Raw genomic sequence first — 17,665 nt, forward strand, 5'->3', positions numbered from 1 at the left:
CGGTGTACTTCGTCATCCGCGGCGTGGCGAAGGACGCGGGTCGCTAGCGTGGAACCCGTGACTGCGCCTATCGACCCCACCACCACCTCCGCCTGGTCCCGCCTCAGCGCCCTGCGCGAGGGCTTCACCCCCGATCTGCGCGGCTGGTTCGCCTCCGACGCCGACCGCACTCGCGACCTCACCCGCACGGTCGGCGATCTCCACGTCGACCTGTCGAAGAACCTCGTCACCCCGGAGATCCTCGACGCCCTCGTCGCGCTCGCCGACGAGACCGGTGTGCGCGGGCGTTTCGCCGACATGCTCCGCGGCGCGCATCTCAACACCAGCGAGGACCGCGCCGTGCTGCACACCGCTCTGCGTCGTCCCGCCGGCGCCGAGCCCGCCCTCGTGGTCGACGGCCAGCAGATCGACCACGACGTGCACGAGGTCCTCGACCGCCTGAGTTCTTTCGCCGACCGCGTGCGCTCGGGCGAATGGCGCGGGGTCACCGGTAAGAAGGTGACGACCGTGGTCAACATCGGCATCGGTGGCAGCGACCTCGGACCGGTCATGGTCTACGAGGCTCTCCTTCCCTACGCCGACGCCGGTATCCACGCGCGGTTCGTGTCGAACATCGACCCCACCGACATCGCGCAGAAGACCGCAGACCTCGACCCCGAGACGACACTCTTCGTCGTCGCGTCGAAGACGTTCACCACCCTCGAGACCCTCACCAACGCCCGCCTCGCGCGCGACTGGCTCTGGGCACAGCTCGCCGAGAAGGGCGCGATCGACGATTCCGATGCCGCGCGCACCGACGCCGTGGCCCACCATTTCGTCGCGGTCTCCACCGCCCTCGACAAGGTGTCGGCGTTCGGCATCGACACCGCCAACGCCTTCGGGTTCTGGGACTGGGTGGGGGGACGCTACTCCGTGGATTCCGCGATCGGGCTGTCGCTCGCGGTCGCCCTCGGTCCCGACGTCTTCCGCGAGTTGCTCGCCGGTTTCCACACGGTCGACGAGCACGTGGCATCCACCCCGATCGAGCAGAACGTGCCCGTCCTCATGGGACTCCTGAACGTCTGGTACACGAACTTCCTGGGCGCGCAGTCGCATGCGGTGCTGCCCTACGCGCAGCAGCTGCACCGCTTCGCGGCGTACCTGCAGCAGCTCACGATGGAGTCCAACGGCAAGTCCGTCCGGTGGGATGGCACGCCCGTCACCACGGACACCGGCGAGGTGTTCTGGGGCGAGCCCGGCACGAACGGCCAGCACGCCTTCTACCAGCTCATCCACCAGGGAACGCGGCTCATCCCCGCGGATTTCATCGCCTTCGTGAACCCGGCCTACCCCCGTGCCGATGACGGTCGCGACGTGCACGGTCTCTTCCTGGCGAACTTCCTCGCGCAGACGAAGGCGCTGGCGTTCGGCAAGACCGCCGAAGAGGTGGAGGCAGAGGGAACCAAGGGAGCACTCGTCGCAGCGCGCACGTTCCCGGGCAACCGCCCGACGACCTCGATCTTCGCTCCTTCCCTCACCCCCTCCGTGCTCGGACAACTGATCGCGCTCTACGAGCACATCACCTTCACGCAGGGCACGATCTTGGGGCATCAACTCCTTCGACCAATGGGGTGTCGAACTCGGCAAGCAGCTCGCCCTCCAGATCGCCCCCGCGATCGAGGGCGACGACGAGGCCCTGGCCGCGCAGGACTCCTCGACCCGAGCGCTCCTCGACTACTACCGGGCCCACCGCGGCTAGTCCGCAAAACGCTCTGCGTGGGCGAGAGCCTTCGCAAAGAGGCCGATTCGGCGAGAAGTTTTCCTCGTCGGGTCGGCCTCTCGTCGACCCGGGCGCGACGCTCCGTCGATGTTGTGGCGTCGTAGCGCGCGTGTTTTCCTCGAATCACCTGGTGAGAGGCGCAATTCTGCTGCTTTCCGACTCGCGCGGATGTCGCGTGGAATCGCGGTCGAAGGCGACGTGTCCCACCGCGGCCCGGCCCCTACGCTCCCACCGGTCTTCCAGGTAACGAAAAGATAACGTCCAGAACCAGCACCCACACTCGGGGCCCGTGCCGACCCGACGGCGCGACAGCGTGCTCGATCCCGACGAGCGCGCCCTCGACGAAAGATCTCCCTTGCTGCGTTCCGATATAAAGCTCACCCACGTCAACCGCGCCCGGCGCACCCTCGTCACGGCGGCGACCTGTGCCGGTCTCGCCTTCGGCATGGTCGCCACGACCGGTCTCGCGATGGCCGCGCCCCTGTCGCTCCCCGACGCGTCGGCGTCCTCGTTCTCCGCTCCCAGCACGTCGGTGCCCGTCTCGACGGCGCCCACCCTGGACGCCGTCAGCACCGGGGCGAGCGCCGCCCTCGACGGAGCGCAGACGGCGCTCTCGAGCGCGAGCACCGTGCAGTCCGATGTCGCCGCGACCGGTCTCCCGCTCTCGATCGGCGACGCGTCCATCGACACGAGCGCGCTGCAGGATGCCGTGGACCGCCTCAACTCGCGAGATCTGCTCCCCGTGCTGCTCGTGCCCGCCCTGAGCGAGAACGCCCAGGCCGAGACGGAGCGCGTCAACGCTCGCGTGGCGGAGGTCAGTGGGAGCCTCGATCAGGCCAAGGCCGACAAGGCCGCCGCCGACGCCGCCGCCGAGGCTCAGCGCGAGGCCGAGGCCGCCGCTGCCGCAGAAGCTCAGCGTCAGGCCGACGCCGCGGCCGCGCTGGCACGCGTCAACACCACCGAGGGCGCGAAGGCGTACGCGGCCCAGCTCGCCTCCGAGAAGTACGGGTGGGGGAGCGATCAGTTCTCCTGCCTGTCGTCGCTGTGGACCAAGGAGTCCGGCTGGAACTACCAGGCCTACAACAACGACGGCGGTGCCACGGGCATCCCGCAGGCGCTCCCCGGCAGCAAGATGGCGACGTTCGGCGCCGACTGGAAGACCAACGCCGCCACCCAGATCGCCTGGGGTCTCGATTACATCTCCCGCGGTTACGGTGCCCCGTGCAGCGCCTGGGGTCACTCGCAGGCGATGAACTGGTACTGAGAATCCCCTCGAAGACGACCCTTGATCGCGCTCAGCGATATATCGTTATGTATCGCTGGCCCAGATCGGGTCCGCGCGAAGGAGGTCGTCATGAGTGGTTCATTCCTGGGAGACGCGTTCGGCGGACGCGGTGGCAACAACACCCCCGGCTGGCCGATGTCCAACATCCTCGAGGGTCTCGAGCAGTTGCGCACGCAGTTCGAGCAGAAGACCGGTTCCACGCCCCGCATGAACAAGGGCGACGTGCGCTCTGCGGTTCTGTCGTTGCTGCTCGAGCAGCCCATGCACGGGTACCAGATCATCCGCGAGATCGAGGATCGCAGCGGTGGGTCCTGGAAGCCGAGCCCGGGCTCGGTCTACCCCACGCTGCAGTTGCTGACCGACGAGGGTCTCGTGGAGGCCGAGGAATCAAGCGGCCGCAAGACCTATTCGCTCACCGCCGAAGGCCGTGCCGCCGCCGGCGACGAGACCACCGAGCGCACCGCCCCGTGGGAGTCGGCCGGTTCGCGTGACGGCGGGCGCATGACGGCGCTCCCCAAGGCGGGCGTCGAGCTGGCCCAGGCCGCGGCCCAGGTCGCACGCACGGGCGACAAAGAGCAGGTGGCGCAAGCCGTCGAGATCCTCGACGAGGCCCGCCGTAAGCTCTACTCCATCCTCGCCCAGGGTTGAGGTCACGCCCGCTCGACGGGGGCTCCACGCCCGTCGGCATCCAGGAGAACCGATGACCGACGACGCCCTCATGAAAGCCCGCTACCGGCGGATCACCCGTTTCGCGGCGCGCTATCTGGTGCAGGCATGGTGGTTCGAGCTCTTTCTGCCGCGGTTCGGTCTCGGGTGGATCTCCGCCCGGGGCCGCACCCGGCGGCTCGAACGCATCGCTCAGCGCTTCCACGTGCTGGCGGTCGACCTGGGCGGTCTGATGATCAAGGTCGGCCAGTTCATGTCGTCGCGCCTCGACGTCCTGCCGCCCTCCATCACGAAGCAGCTGGAGGGCCTTCAAGACGAAGTGCCCGCGGTCCCGTTCGCGCAGATGCGCGCCCGCGCAGAACAAGAACTCGGCATGCCTTTGGAGCGCGCCTTCGCGAGCGTCGACGAACGGCCTCTCGCCGCAGCGTCGCTGGGTCAGGCGCACCGCGCCGTGCTGACGGAGGATCTCGCCGCAGAGACCGGCCTGAGCGCCGTGGTCCTGAAGATCCAGCGCCCCGGCATCGACCGCATCGTCGATGTCGACCTGCGCGCCCTGCGCAAGGTCGGCGTGTGGCTCAGCAAGGTCGCCCTGGTGCGCGACCGTGTCGACATGCCCTCGCTCGTCGAGGAGTTCGCCGTCACGAGCCTCGAAGAGATCGACTACCTCCACGAGGCCGCGAACTCCGAGCGCTTCGCCGCCGACTTCGGGGGAGAGGGCGGTGTCGCTGTCCCCGAGGTCGTGTGGGAGCGCACGACCCGCCGCGTCCTGACCCTGCAGGACGTCACGGCGATCAAGATCAACGACGTCGATGCACTGCGCGCCGCGGGCATCGATCCGGCCGAGGTGGCCGCACGTTTCGCGCAGGTCATGTTCGACCAGCTCTTCGACGACGGCTTCTTCCACGCCGACCCGCATCCCGGCAACGTCTTCGTCACCCCCCTTGCCGGGACGACGGATGCCGGCACCCCGGCTTGGCGGTTCACTTTCATCGACTTCGGCATGATGGGAGAAGTCCCGCCGAGCCTGCGCCGTGGGCTCCGCCGAGTGCTCATCGCGGCCGCCTCCCGTGACGGCAAGGGCCTGGTCGACGGCATCCGCGATGTGGGCGTCCTGCTGCCCTCGGCCGACACGATCCAACTCGAGCGGGCGATGACGCAGCTCTTCTCACGCTTCGGTGGCATGGGCTTCGCCGAACTGCAAGAGGTCGATCCGCGCGAGTTCCGCTCTTTCGCAATCGAGTTCGGCGACGTCGTGCGGTCGCTGCCGTTCCAGTTGCCCGAGAACTTCTTGCTGATCGTGCGCGCGATGTCGCTCACGAGCGGCATGTGCAGCGCCCTCGATCCGGCCTTCAACATCTGGGATGCCGTCGAGCCCTACGCCCAGCGCCTCATCCGCGAAGAGAGCGGCAACACCGCGCAGGCGTTCGTCCGCGAGGTCGGAGCGGTCGCTGCGGTGACCGCGCGCCTCCCGCGTCGCGCCGATAACCTCATCTCGCGGTTCGAAGACGGATCGGTCTCGGTGCAGACTCCGCGCATCGAACGGCGCATGCGCGATCTCGAGCGCATGGTGCGCCGGGTGGTGTCGTCGGTGCTGTTCACGGGCCTGCTCATCGGCGGCGTGCTGCTGCAGTCCGAGCAGGCGGTGCTGGGGACGATCCTCATGGTCGTGTCGATCGCGCCGCTCTCGCACGCCCTGCTGGCCGGGTGGGTCGCTCGACGCAACGGCGCCTGACGGGGTCGGAGCCGCGTGGGACGGCGAAGGATGTCGACCGGCTCAGCGCCCGTCGAACATGCCCAGAAGCGTGACGACGCCGAAGAACACCGGGATGCCGGAGACCGCCGTTCCGACCATGAACGACGAGACCACCCGCACGTTCGCCCACCACCCGTGGCGGGGTGATCGGCAGCCCCCGCCGCACGTCGTCGTCGGCGGCGTCGAGCCACCGAAGGTCCACGGGTCGTCCTCTCCGACGGGTGTCGGTCCGCCCGCCCGCCGGGGGCCCCTCCCTAGACTGGCGCGGTGTCGACCGATTCACGCCGTCCCCTGTCGGCGTGGCGATTCGACGGAACGCTCCGGGCCTATCAGCGCGCCGCGCTCGACCGAGTCGACGTCGACGCGGGGAAGCCGCTGCACCTCGTCGCTCCGCCGGGTGCCGGGAAGACTCTGCTCGGGCTCCTCCTCGCCGCACGCCGGGGGCGCCGCACCGTGGTCTTCGCACCCACGACGGCCATCCGGGCGCAGTGGGTGGGCGCTGCCCGCGTGCTGGCGAACGATGACGCCGCCGTGTCGGACGACCCCGACCGCCCCGCCGACCTCACCGCCCTGACGTACCAGGCGATCAGCGTGGTCGACTCCAGCGAACCCTTCGCGGCCCTGGCGCACGCCCGCTGGGTCGACGAGCTGATCGCCGACGATCGCACTCCCGACCAGGCCGAGGAATGGCTCGAGGCGCTCAGCCAGAGCAATGCCGCGGCGTACGGCCGTGGCATCCGCTCTCGTTCCCGCGCTCTTCGGCGCACTCTGGCGAGACAGGATGCCGCCGCGCTCACGGCCGCTCTGCACCCGCGATCGCGCGAGCTGTTGGAGCGCCTGGTCGAGGCGGGGGTCGAGACCATCGTCCTCGACGAGTGCCACCACCTCCTCGATCACTGGGCGCTGGTGGTCGCGGCGCTCGTCGCGCGGTCGCGCGCGGTGGGTCGGGAGCCGCTCGTGATCGGGCTCACGGCCACACTTCCTTCGCCCGAGGATGCGAACGAATACGAGAACTACGTCTCGTTGCTGGGCGAGGTCGATCTCGAGGTTCCCGTGCCGGCCGTCGTGCGCGAGGGCGATCTCGCGCCGTACCGCGACCTCGTCCACGTGGTCGAACCGACGGGTGAGGAGAGGGCGTTCCTCTCCGCCCACGCCGAAGCTCTCGCCGAGGCGCTGCGGACGACCTTCGCGGTGGGCGCCGGGAGAGATTTCCTCCGCGCGGTGCTCCAGCCGCCGGCCCCTTCCGCCCCCGCGGATCCCCTCGAACCGCCCGTCGAGGGAGTCTCGGCCCCGGCCCCGGCCCCGGTCGATCCCGCGGGGAGGAGCGCGGTCGACGGTGCGGAGATCGAGCCCCCGCCGCCCGCCGTCGAGTCGTCCGACCCCGATGCCGCGGTCGATGCCGCTCTCTCGGCGGCCTTCGCCGTCGACTTCGCCGGTGCCGAGGCCGCCGCGGCGATGTTCTCCGTCGTCGCGCCCGACGACCCGCTCGCCGCTCGTCTTCCCGCCGTGGCGCGACGTGCGCCCACGACCGAGGAGACGCTGCGCCTGCTGGGTCGATATGCCCTGGACCGGGTGCTCCCCGACCCCGCGCGCGCCGACGATTGGCGCCGGCTGCGCCGCCTGCTCGCCGATTTCGGCTTCGCCCTGACCGACCGCGGGGTGCGGCGCACCCGCGACCCGATCGACACGGTCCTCGCGTCCTCCCTCTCGAAGGACAGGGGAGCGTGCGACATCCTCGCCCGCGAGCGCACCGAGCTCGGCGACCGCCTCCGCGCCCTCGTCGTGACCGACTACGTCACCCACGGCAACGTCCACGGGGGGCTGCTGGGCTCGGCCGGCGCCGTCCGCACGTTCTCGATCGTGGCGACGGATGCCGTTACCTCGGCGCTGCGCGCGATCCTCGTCACGTCCTCGACGGTGCGCGTCGCCGTCCGTCACGCGGACACGCTGCTTCCGGCGCTCACGCGCGAGCTCGGCGTCCCGGTGACGGGGGAGCCCTGCCCCGACGATGTGGCCGTCCTCGAGGTGCGGGGGACCACGGGGTCGGGTGTGGTCGGCGCCGTCTCCCGGCTGCTCGCCGACGGCTCGCTCGAGGTGGTCGTGGGCACGCGCGGTCTGTTCGGCGAGGGCTGGGACTGCCCGGCGGTGAACACCCTGGTCGACCTCACGGCGGTGGCGACGGCGTCAGCGACGCAGCAGTTGCGGGGCCGTACGCTGCGACGCGATCCGAGCTGGCCCGAGAAGGTCGCCCACAACTGGACGGTCTCGGCGCTTCTGCCGCCCGACTCGCCCCTCGACGCGCAACCGGATGCCGCCCGCCTCCGTCGCAAGCACGCCGGCCTGTGGGGACTCGACGCCGACCACCCCGACCGCATCGTCCGCGGGCTGCCGGCGGCGCTGGGGCACGAACGTCGTCGTGCGCTCGACGAGGTGCTCGAGAAGGCCCCCGGTGCGTCGCTGGAGCGTGTCGACGCCCTGACCTCGGTTCCGCCGCGGAACGAGACGCGATCCGCCTGGCGCATCGGCTCCCCGTACGACGATCGCGAGGAGCTCTCCGCGGTGGTCGAGCGCCCGGCCCGCACGCCGGTCTTCTCGACGTCGGTGACGGCCGAGCGTGCCCTCGGCGGATGGCTCGGAGTATCGGCGGGAGCGCCGGCGGCGCTGATCGCGCTGTCGTTCTTCCTACCCCCGGTCGCGGGAGTCGCGGTGGGGGGAGCCAGCGCCCTGACCGGGGCCGTCGTGGCCGTGCCCCTGTTCTCCGCGTGGCGTCGGACGCGTCGGCAGGCTCGGGACGCCGCGGCGACGCTGCGCAACATGGCGCATGTGGTGTGGACGGCGTTGTCCGAGAGCGGGCGCGTCCGGTCTCCGCTCGCCGTTGCGATGTGGGAGGGAGAGCGGAGGGATGCCGACGCCACCCGCGCGGAGATCAGGATGGCGCATGCGAGCCTCGCCGATCAGAGGACGTTCGCGATCGCACTGGAGGAGCTGTGCGGTCCGATCCGGGCGCCGCGCTTCGTGCTGGAGGTCGATCGCGGCGGAGGGCCGTGGTGGGTGCGCGGCGTCCTCGAGCGCGCGGGACGCTCCCGGTCCCGGCAGTTCGTCGCCGTGCCTTTCGAGATCGGTCGTCGTCGGGCGGACGCTCTCCGCTTTCACGGCGCGTGGCAGGTGCACGTGGGACCGGCCGTCCTGCACGAGCTCAACGGTCCCGAGAACCTCTCGCTGCTCGCAGAAGCGCGCCGCACCGGAGGGTTCTCCGGAGCGGCGCGCTCGATGATGCGGTGGAGCTGAGGGCTCAGTACCAGCCGGTCGACTGCGAGTGGCCCCACGCGCCGCACGGCGTGCCGTAGCGGCCCGAGATGTACCCGAGGCCCCACGACACCTGGGTGGCGGCGTTGGTCTGCCAGTCGGCACCGGCGGACGACATCTTGCTGCCGGGGAGAGCCTGCGGGATGCCATAGGCGCCGCTACCGGAGTTGTAGGCCTTGTAGTTCCAGCCCGACTCCTTGTTCCACAGCGACACGAGGCACGACATCTGGTCGTCGCCCCAGCCGCGGCTGGCGAGCATGTCGCGAGCAGCGGCCTGAGCACCCGCGACGCTGTTGTCGCCCGATCCGCCGCCTGTGGGAATGGGGGCCGACGATCCGCCGCCTCCACCGCTGTTGGAGCCCGACGACGACTCCGCCTTCTCCGCGGCCGCCTTGTCTGCGGCGGCCTTCGCGGCAGCAGCGGCCTCGGCCTCCTGTCGTGCCTTCTCGGCGGCCTCTTCTTCGGCCTTCTTGGCGACGGCGGCGTCGAGGCCGCCGCGCAGCTCCGCCACGCGCTGGTCGACCGAGGCGGAGGCCGCGGTGACGTCGTGTGCGAGGGCGGGAAGGAAGGTCTCGGGAAGCGCGGACGCCGCCTCCAGGCGATCCGTCGCGTGCTGCAGAGCGGTGGTGTCGACCGTGGCCGGCTGGCCGATGTCGAGACCGGATGCCGCGATGTCCTTCTGCACGGCGGCGGCAGCCTGGATCGAGGTCGAGGCCGCGGTTTCGGCGGTCTTCGCCTGGGTCTTCTCGGGGCCGGGACTGGCGGCGAGGACCGTGGGAGTGATCGAGGAGGCGAGAGAGAACGTCGCCGTGGACAGGTCTGCGGGGGAAGCCGTGGCAGCCGGCGCGGTGCCGGTGAGAGCCGCAGCCGCGACGACGCCGAGCACGAGCGTGCCCACCGTCGTCACGGGGCGACGACGAGTGCGGCGGGCGGCGAGGCGGCGGTCACGACGATTGGTGGGGGGCGTCGAGTCAGAGCGCATAAAACCGGTTTCACGTGAGGGAGGACGGTGCGGGTGTCACCGTCCGACCCGCGTTCAGCGGGCACAAGACGGGGAGCCTGGCACGTGTTTCTGGATGCCACCTGGGCGGACCGCCTCAAACCGGCCAGACAAAAGCGCCGATCCGAGGCGAATCGCTCGCCCGAAGCTCCCGGTGCCTCAGGCTCCGTCCGTCACCGTCGCCAGGGTCGGGTGTCCCCGTACGACGTGCCCGACGGCGGGTGCGCGGAGCCCGCGACCACGCGCCAGGCCCGGTGCGTTAGACTGGGGTGTCACATCTGGGTTCGTCTGTCTGGCGGGCCCGTGGCATCGCACAAACAATCCGCTTCGCTTCGACTCGTGGTTGGAGTTCGCCCTCGGGCGGCCCCAGCCCGACGGCCCCCGGTCTTCGGACCGACGGGTACAGGAGTCGGAGCCCGACACCACACCCAACTAGGACAACCCACTACATGACTACCGCAACGACCGCCCCGGCTATCAAGCAGGTCGCGATCAACGACATCGGCTCGGCCGAAGACTTCCTGGCCGCGGTCGAGAAGACGCTCAAGTTCTTCAACGACGGCGACCTCATCGAAGGCACCGTGGTGAAGATCGACCGCGACGAGGTCCTCCTCGACGTCGGTTACAAGACCGAGGGCGTCATCCCCTCCCGCGAGCTCTCGATCAAGCACGACGTCGACCCCAACGAGGTCGTCAACGTCGGCGATCACGTCGAGGCCCTCGTTCTCCAGAAGGAGGACAAGGAAGGCCGCCTCATCCTGTCCAAGAAGCGCGCGCAGTACGAGCGTGCGTGGGGCGACGTCGAGAAGATCAAGGAGAACGACGGTGTTGTCACCGGTTCGGTGATCGAGGTCGTCAAGGGTGGCCTCATCGTCGACATCGGCCTCCGTGGCTTCCTCCCGGCCTCGCTCATCGAGCTGCGCCGCGTCCGCGACCTCACGCCGTACCTCGGCCAGGAGATCGAGGCCAAGATCCTCGAGCTCGACAAGAACCGCAACAACGTAGTGCTTTCGCGCCGCGCCCTGCTCGAGCAGACGCAGTCCGAGTCGCGCACCACGTTCCTCAACAACCTCCACAAGGGCCAGGTCCGCAAGGGCACGGTCTCGTCGATCGTCAACTTCGGTGCGTTCGTCGACCTGGGTGGCGTCGACGGTCTCGTCCACGTCTCCGAGCTCTCCTGGAAGCACATCGAGCACGCCTCCGAGGTCGTCGAGGTGGGCCAGGAGGTCACCGTCGAGATCCTCGAGGTCGACCTCGACCGCGAGCGCGTGTCGCTCTCGCTCAAGGCGACGCAGGAAGACCCGTGGCAGGTGTTCGCCCGTACCCACGCGATCGGCCAGATCGCTCCGGGCAAGGTCACCAAGCTCGTTCCGTTCGGTGCGTTCGTTCGCGTGGCCGACGGCATCGAGGGCCTCGTGCACATCTCCGAGCTGTCGGGTAAGCACGTCGAGCTCGCCGAGCAGGTCGTGTCGGTCGGCGAAGAGGTCTTCGTCAAGATCATCGACATCGATCTCGAGCGTCGCCGCATCTCGCTGTCGCTGAAGCAGGCCAACGAGTCGGTCGACCCCAACGGCACCGAGTTCGACCCGGCGCTGTACGGCATGGCCACCGAGTACGACGAGCGTGGCGAGTACAAGTACCCCGAGGGCTTCGACCCCGAGTCGGGTGCGTGGCTCGAGGGCTTCGACACTCAGCGCGAAGCATGGGAGCAGGAGTACGCCGCTGCCCAGGGTCGCTGGGAGGCTCACAAGGCTGCCGTCGCCAAGGCCCTCGAGGCCGAGGCAGCCAACCCGACGGACACCGGTTCGTTCGGTGGATCCTTCTCGTCCGAGTCGCCCGCCCAGGGCACCCTCGCCGACGACGAGTCGCTGGCTGCGCTTCGCGAGAAGCTCTCCGGTCGCTGATCCGTCCCGCACTGAAGGCCGGTACCTCCTCGGAGGTGCCGGCCTTCGGTCGTTTCCGGGCGCAAGCCCTGGTGAACGAGCGGGGGATCAGGGCAGGATAAAGACATGGCTTCTCGACTTCCGCTCCTGATCACCCTCGCCGGCGTGGCCGTGCTCTTCCTGTCGATCGCGTTCGTCTTCGCTCTGGTCATCGGCGCGATGTTCTTCGGCGGGATCGAGTTCACCGGGGGACACGCGGATGCCATGACCTCGTCGTCGACATGGACGCTCGTCGCCTGACCGTCATACCGTTCCCGCGGTTCGGCCCGGACGACCTGGAAGGTCGCGCCGGGCCGTCGACGTTTCCGCAGGATTCTGCGCCTGCGGTCCGGCGACACGCCCGAGATGTGCCCGGATTCGACGGGTCGGTCGTTCCCGCGTAACTTATTACCTGTTCGCCCCACAGGGGAGAGCGGAGAGGCCGGAAGGCCCCGCTTCGTCTCAAGTGGCGGACTGTCCAGAACCTCATCGTTTCGGTGTAGGGTTTTGGTTTTGGTCTTCGACCGGGTTTCACGACGTTGATCTTTCATAGGTCCCACGGTGAGTACCTTAAGGTTTGAATGATCGAATAGGTAGTGAATTGCCTCACGGGCAGGTCGAGAGACTGTTTCTGTGGGTGCGTCCGTTCCTTGAGAACTCAACAGCGTGCACTTGTCAAATGCCAATTTATTCCTCGTCGGTCTGACTTTTGTTGGATTGCGAGAAATTCCTTTGGATCAAAGACCAGCCCTTCCGGGGGTTGGCATATGAATTCGTCAGTTTTGATGTTTTCTCTTTGGTCAGTTTCAAACTCGCTATGACTGTCGTTTTCCCGGTGGTTGTATGCATTTCTTTTTTACGGAGAGTTTGATCCTGGCTCAGGATGAACGCTGGCGGCGTGCTTAACACATGCAAGTCGAACGGTGAAGCCAAGCTTGCTTGGTGGATCAGTGGCGAACGGGTGAGTAACACGTGAGCAACCTGCCCTGGACTCTGGGATAAGCGCTGGAAACGGCGTCTAATACTGGATATGAGACGTGATCGCATGGTCGTGTTTGGAAAGATTTTTCGGTCTGGGATGGGCTCGCGGCCTATCAGCTTGTTGGTGAGGTAATGGCTCACCAAGGCGTCGACGGGTAGCCGGCCTGAGAGGGTGACCGGCCACACTGGGACTGAGACACGGCCCAGACTCCTACGGGAGGCAGCAGTGGGGAATATTGCACAATGGGCGGAAGCCTGATGCAGCAACGCCGCGTGAGGGATGACGGCCTTCGGGTTGTAAACCTCTTTTAGCAGGGAAGAAGCGTAAGTGACGGTACCTGCAGAAAAAGCGCCGGCTAACTACGTGCCAGCAGCCGCGGTAATACGTAGGGCGCAAGCGTTATCCGGAATTATTGGGCGTAAAGAGCTCGTAGGCGGTTTGTCGCGTCTGCTGTGAAATCCCGAGGCTCAACCTCGGGCCTGCAGTGGGTACGGGCAGACTAGAGTGCGGTAGGGGAGATTGGAATTCCTGGTGTAGCGGTGGAATGCGCAGATATCAGGAGGAACACCGATGGCGAAGGCAGATCTCTGGGCCGTAACTGACGCTGAGGAGCGAAAGGGTGGGGAGCAAACAGGCTTAGATACCCTGGTAGTCCACCCCGTAAACGTTGGGAACTAGTTGTGGGGACCATTCCACGGTTTCCGTGACGCAGCTAACGCATTAAGTTCCCCGCCTGGGGAGTACGGCCGCAAGGCTAAAACTCAAAGGAATTGACGGGGACCCGCACAAGCGGCGGAGCATGCGGATTAATTCGATGCAACGCGAAGAACCTTACCAAGGCTTGACATATACGAGAACGGGCCAGAAATGGTCAACTCTTTGGACACTCGTAAACAGGTGGTGCATGGTTGTCGTCAGCTCGTGTCGTGAGATGTTGGGTTAAGTCCCGCAACGAGCGCAACCCTCGTTCTATGTTGCCAGCACGTAATGGTGGGAACTCATGGGATACTGCCGGGGTCAACTCGGAGGAAGGTGGGGATGACGTCAAATCATCATGCCCCTTATGTCTTGGGCTTCACGCATGCTACAATGGCCGGTACAAAGGGCTGCAATACCGTGAGGTGGAGCGAATCCCAAAAAGCCGGTCCCAGTTCGGATTGAGGTCTGCAACTCGACCTCATGAAGTCGGAGTCGCTAGTAATCGCAGATCAGCAACGCTGCGGTGAATACGTTCCCGGGTCTTGTACACACCGCCCGTCAAGTCATGAAAGTCGGTAACACCTGAAGCCGGTGGCCTAACCCTTGTGGAGGGAGCCGTCGAAGGTGGGATCGGTAATTAGGACTAAGTCGTAACAAGGTAGCCGTACCGGAAGGTGCGGCTGGATCACCTCCTTTCTAAGGAGCATCTGGCACTCGGGTTTCGGTTCGAGTGTCCAGGCGCCAGTTCAGCACCGAATGTGTGTTGCTGGTAGCTCATGGGTGGAACATTTGATGGGGTGCTCATGCCGATGGTTCGGGTCTAGTACGCAGCTTGCTGTGGGAACGGTTCGGGTTGGAGGGGTGGGTACATGCACGCTGTTGGGTCCTGAGGGGCCGGGCGCTGGTTGCGCTAGTCGGAAGGCTGGTGTGGTTGGTGGCTGTTCCTCGTGGGCCTTCCCTGCTGTCACGGTTGTGGCGTGTGGGGTGGGTACCGCCCGTACTTTGAGAACTACACAGTGGACGCGAGCATCTTCGACATGACTTTTTGGTTGTGTCGTGAAGATGATCTTAAAGATCATTAGTCAATTTTTTGACGATTCAACTCATGTGATTTCAAGTCTTTAAGAGCAAACGGTGGATGCCTTGGCATCTGGAGCCGAAGAAGGACGTAGCAATCTGCGATAAGCCTCGGGGAACTGATAAGCGAGTTTTGATCCGAGGATGTCCGAATGGGGAAACCCCGCCAGGGCGCGTGCGTACCTGGTGACTCCCGCCTGAATATATAGGGCGGGTAGAGGGAACGTGGGGAAGTGAAACATCTCAGTACCCACAGGAAGAGAAAGCAAAAGCGATTCCGTAAGTAGTGGCGAGCGAAACCGGAAGAGGCTAAACCTAGCGTGTGTGATAGCCGGCAGGCGTTGCATGTTGGGGGTTGCGGGACTTTTCTGATTGTTCTGCCGAATGATCGACGTGACAAGAGGGTATAGACGAACGGTTTTGAATGGCCGGTCATAGAGGGTGCGAACCCCGTAGTCGAAATACCTGTTCTTGGCGTGAGAAGTATCCCAAGTAGCACGGGGCCCGAGAAATCCCGTGTGAATCTGTCAGGACCACCTGATAAGCCTAAATACTCCCAGATGACCGATAGCGGACAAGTACCGTGAGGGAAAGGTGAAAAGTACCCCGGGAGGGGAGTGAAATAGTACCTGAAACCGTTTGCTTACAAACCGTTGGAGCCTCCTTAGTAGGGGTGACAGCGTGCCTTTTGAAGAATGAGCCTGCGAGTTAGCGATACGTGGCGAGGTTAACCCGAGTGGGGTAGCCGTAGCGAAAGCGAGTCTGAATAGGGCGATTCAGTCGCGTGTCCTAGACCCGAAGCGAAGTGATCTATCCATGGCCAGGTTGAAGCGACGGTAAGACGTCGTGGAGGACCGAACCCACTTAGGTTGAAAACTGAGGGGATGAGCTGTGGATAGGGGTGAAAGGCCAATCAAACTTCGTGATAGCTGGTTCTCTCCGAAATGCATTTAGGTGCAGCGTTGCGTGTTTCTTGCCGGAGGTAGAGCTACTGGATGGCCGATGGGCCCTACAAGGTTACTGACGTCAGCCAAACTCCGAATGCCGGTAAGTGAGAGCGCAGCAGTGAGACTGTGGGGGATAAGCTTCATAGTCGAGAGGGAAACAACCCAGACCACCAACTAAGGTCCCTAAGCGCGTGCTAAGTGGGAAAGGATGTGGAGTTGCTTTGACAACCAGGAGGTTGGCTTAGAAGCAGCCACCCTTGAAAGAGTGCGTAATAGCTCACTGGTCAAGTGATTCCGCGCCGACAATGTAACGGGGCTCAAGCACGCCACCGAAGTTGTGGCATTGACATTTTTGGTAGGCCTTCGTGGTCCAGCCGTGTTGATGGGTAGGAGAGCGTCGTGTGGCGAGTGAAGCGGCGGGGTGACCCAGCCGTGGACGCTACACGAGTGAGAATGCAGGCATGAGTAGCGAAAGACGTGTGAGAAACACGTCCTCCGAAAGACCAAGGGTTCCAGGGTCAAGCTAATCTTCCCTGGGTAAGTCGGGACCTAAGGCGAGGCCGACAGGCGTAGTCGATGGACAACGGGTTGATATTCCCGTACCGGCGAAGAACCGCCCCAGTCAATCCAGTGGTGCTAAGAGTCCTAGCTCACGCTTTAGCGGATCCCTTCGGGGTGAGGCGGGTGTGTGTGAACGCTCGACCCCATGCTGGTGCGGCTAGCGTATTAACAGGTGTGACGCAGGAAGGTAGCCCAAGCCAGGCGATGGTAGTCCTGGTGCAAGTGCGTAGGCCGACTCTTAGGCAAATCCGGGAGTCATGAGGCTGAGACACGATGCGGATAAAAAGTGGGTGATCCTATGCTGCCAAGAAAAGCATCGACGCGAGGTTCTAGCCGCCCGTACCCCAAACCGACTCAGGTGGTCAGGTAGAGAATACCAAGGAGATCGAGAGAATCGTGGTTAAGGAACTCGGCAAAATGCCCCCGTAACTTCGGGAGAAGGGGGGCCATCCACTTATTAGGACTTGCTCCGAAAGGGTGTGGTGGCCGCAGAGACTAGTGGGTAGCGACTGTTTACTAAAAACACAGGTCCGTGCCAAGTCGCAAGACGATGTATACGGACTGACGCCTGCCCGGTGCTGGAAGGTTAAGAGGACCGGTTAGCCGTAAGGCGAAGCTGAGAATTTAAGCCCCAGTAAACGGCGGTGGTAACTATAACCATCCTAAGGTAGCGAAATTCCTTGTCGGGTAAGTTCCGACCTGCACGAATGGCGTAACGACTTCCCAACTGTCTCAACCGCGAACTCGGCGAAATTGCATTACGAGTAAAGATGCTCGTTACGCGCAGCAGGACGGAAAGACCCCGTGACCTTTACTACAGCTTGGTATTGGTGTTCGGTGTGGCTTGTGTAGGATAGGTGGGAGACGGTGAAGCATTCACGCCAGTGAGTGTGGAGTCATTGTTGAAATACCACTCTGGTCACTCTGGATATCTAACTTAGGACCGTGATCCGGTTCAGGGACAGTGCCTGGTTGGTAGTTTAACTGGGGCGGTTGCCTCCCAAAATGTAACGGAGGCGCCCAAAGGTTCCCTCAACCTGGTTGGCAATCAGGTGGCGAGTGTAAGTGCACAAGGGAGCTTGACTGTGAGACTGACAGGTCGAGCAGGGACGAAAGTCGGGACTAGTGATCCGGCAGTGGCTTGTGGAAGCGCTGTCGCTCAACGGATAAAAGGTACCTCGGGGATAACAGGCTGATCTTGCCCAAGAGTCCATATCGACGGCATGGTTTGGCACCTCGATGTCGGCTCGTCGCATCCTGGGGCTGGAGTAGGTCCCAAGGGTTGGGCTGTTCGCCCATTAAAGCGGTACGCGAGCTGGGTTTAGAACGTCGTGAGACAGTTCGGTCCCTATCCGCTGCGCGCGTAGGAAGTTTGAGAGGATCTGACCCTAGTACGAGAGGACCGGGTTGGACGAACCTCTGGTGTGTCAGTTGTTCCGCCAGGAGCACCGCTGATTAGCTACGTTCGGGATGGATAACCGCTGAAAGCATCTAAGCGGGAAGCCGGCCTCAAGATGAGACTTCCATACCTTTATGGTGAGAGGCTCCCAGCCAGACTACTGGGTTGATAGGCCGGATGTGGAAGCGTAGTAATACGTGAAGCTGACCGGTACTAATAAGCCGATGACTTGATAACACACCTGTTTTTGGTGCTTGCGTCCACTGAGTGGTTCTCGATGTACGGTCGGGAACTCAACAATGATCATGT

The 17,665-nt window shown here is 64.9% G+C and carries 7 protein-coding genes, 2 rRNA genes and 1 pseudogene; 9 read left to right on the forward strand and 1 reads right to left on the reverse strand.

Features of this window, described 5'->3' with window-relative positions; all coding sequences use genetic code 11:
• The first annotated feature begins 57 nt into the window (after positions 1-57).
• The 5 genes and pseudogenes from pgi (at position 58) to QE416_RS11740 (ending at position 8,751) form a co-directional block, all read left to right on the forward strand.
• Positions 58-1,738 (forward strand): annotated as a pseudogene (gene pgi / locus QE416_RS11720) (glucose-6-phosphate isomerase).
• Positions 1,739-2,048: 310 nt separating this feature from the next.
• Positions 2,049-3,023 carry a phospholipase gene (locus QE416_RS11725; protein ID WP_307316410.1) on the forward strand — a complete coding sequence of 325 codons (975 nt, stop codon included), beginning with the start codon at positions 2,049-2,051 and terminating at the stop codon, positions 3,021-3,023.
• A 90-nt stretch (positions 3,024-3,113) separates the two neighbouring features.
• Positions 3,114-3,692 (forward strand): PadR family transcriptional regulator, encoded by a 579-nt coding sequence (locus QE416_RS11730; RefSeq protein ID WP_307316413.1) that lies wholly within the window; start codon positions 3,114-3,116, stop codon positions 3,690-3,692.
• Between the two features lie 52 nt (positions 3,693-3,744).
• Positions 3,745-5,442: an AarF/ABC1/UbiB kinase family protein gene (locus QE416_RS11735; protein WP_307316415.1), complete on the forward strand. Its 1,698-nt coding sequence runs from the start codon at positions 3,745-3,747 to the stop codon at positions 5,440-5,442.
• Between the two features lie 288 nt (positions 5,443-5,730).
• Positions 5,731-8,751, forward strand: coding sequence for a DEAD/DEAH box helicase family protein (locus QE416_RS11740; protein WP_307316417.1), 3,021 nt, complete (start codon positions 5,731-5,733; stop codon positions 8,749-8,751).
• A gap of 4 nt (positions 8,752-8,755) precedes the next feature.
• Here QE416_RS11740 and QE416_RS11745 read toward each other — a convergent pair whose 3' ends face one another.
• Positions 8,756-9,751, reverse strand: coding sequence for a lytic transglycosylase domain-containing protein (locus tag QE416_RS11745; protein WP_307316420.1), 996 nt, complete (start codon positions 9,749-9,751; stop codon positions 8,756-8,758).
• A 467-nt stretch (positions 9,752-10,218) separates the two neighbouring features.
• On the opposite strand from QE416_RS11745, the gene rpsA reads away from it, so the two are divergent.
• The 4 genes from rpsA (at position 10,219) to QE416_RS11765 (ending at position 17,593) form a co-directional block, all read left to right on the forward strand.
• Positions 10,219-11,673, forward strand: coding sequence for a 30S ribosomal protein S1 (gene rpsA, locus QE416_RS11750; protein ID WP_058622362.1), 1,455 nt, complete (start codon positions 10,219-10,221; stop codon positions 11,671-11,673).
• A gap of 105 nt (positions 11,674-11,778) precedes the next feature.
• Complete coding sequence (locus QE416_RS11755) at positions 11,779-11,952, forward strand: hypothetical protein (RefSeq protein ID WP_307316423.1); 174 nt, start codon at positions 11,779-11,781, stop codon at positions 11,950-11,952.
• A 594-nt stretch (positions 11,953-12,546) separates the two neighbouring features.
• Positions 12,547-14,068, forward strand: a 16S ribosomal RNA gene (locus tag QE416_RS11760).
• Between the two features lie 415 nt (positions 14,069-14,483).
• Positions 14,484-17,593 (forward strand): 23S ribosomal RNA (locus QE416_RS11765).
• The 16S and 23S rRNA genes sit together here, the layout of an rRNA operon.
• Positions 17,594-17,665 lie beyond the last annotated feature (72 nt).

It is taken from the genome of Microbacterium sp. SORGH_AS_0421, assembly GCF_030818635.1.
GTDB lineage: Bacteria > Actinomycetota > Actinomycetes > Actinomycetales > Microbacteriaceae > Microbacterium.

Coding starts and splice junctions, on each gene's coding strand:
- rpsA (WP_058622362.1), top strand. CDS start 10,219: ATGACTACCGCAACGACCGCCCCGGCTATCAAGCAGGTCGCGATCAAC.
- QE416_RS11755 (WP_307316423.1), top strand. CDS start 11,779: ATGGCTTCTCGACTTCCGCTCCTGATCACCCTCGCCGGCGTGGCCGTG.
- QE416_RS11745 (WP_307316420.1), bottom strand. CDS start 9,751: ATGCGCTCTGACTCGACGCCCCCCACCAATCGTCGTGACCGCCGCCTC.
- QE416_RS11735 (WP_307316415.1), top strand. CDS start 3,745: ATGACCGACGACGCCCTCATGAAAGCCCGCTACCGGCGGATCACCCGT.
- QE416_RS11730 (WP_307316413.1), top strand. CDS start 3,114: ATGAGTGGTTCATTCCTGGGAGACGCGTTCGGCGGACGCGGTGGCAAC.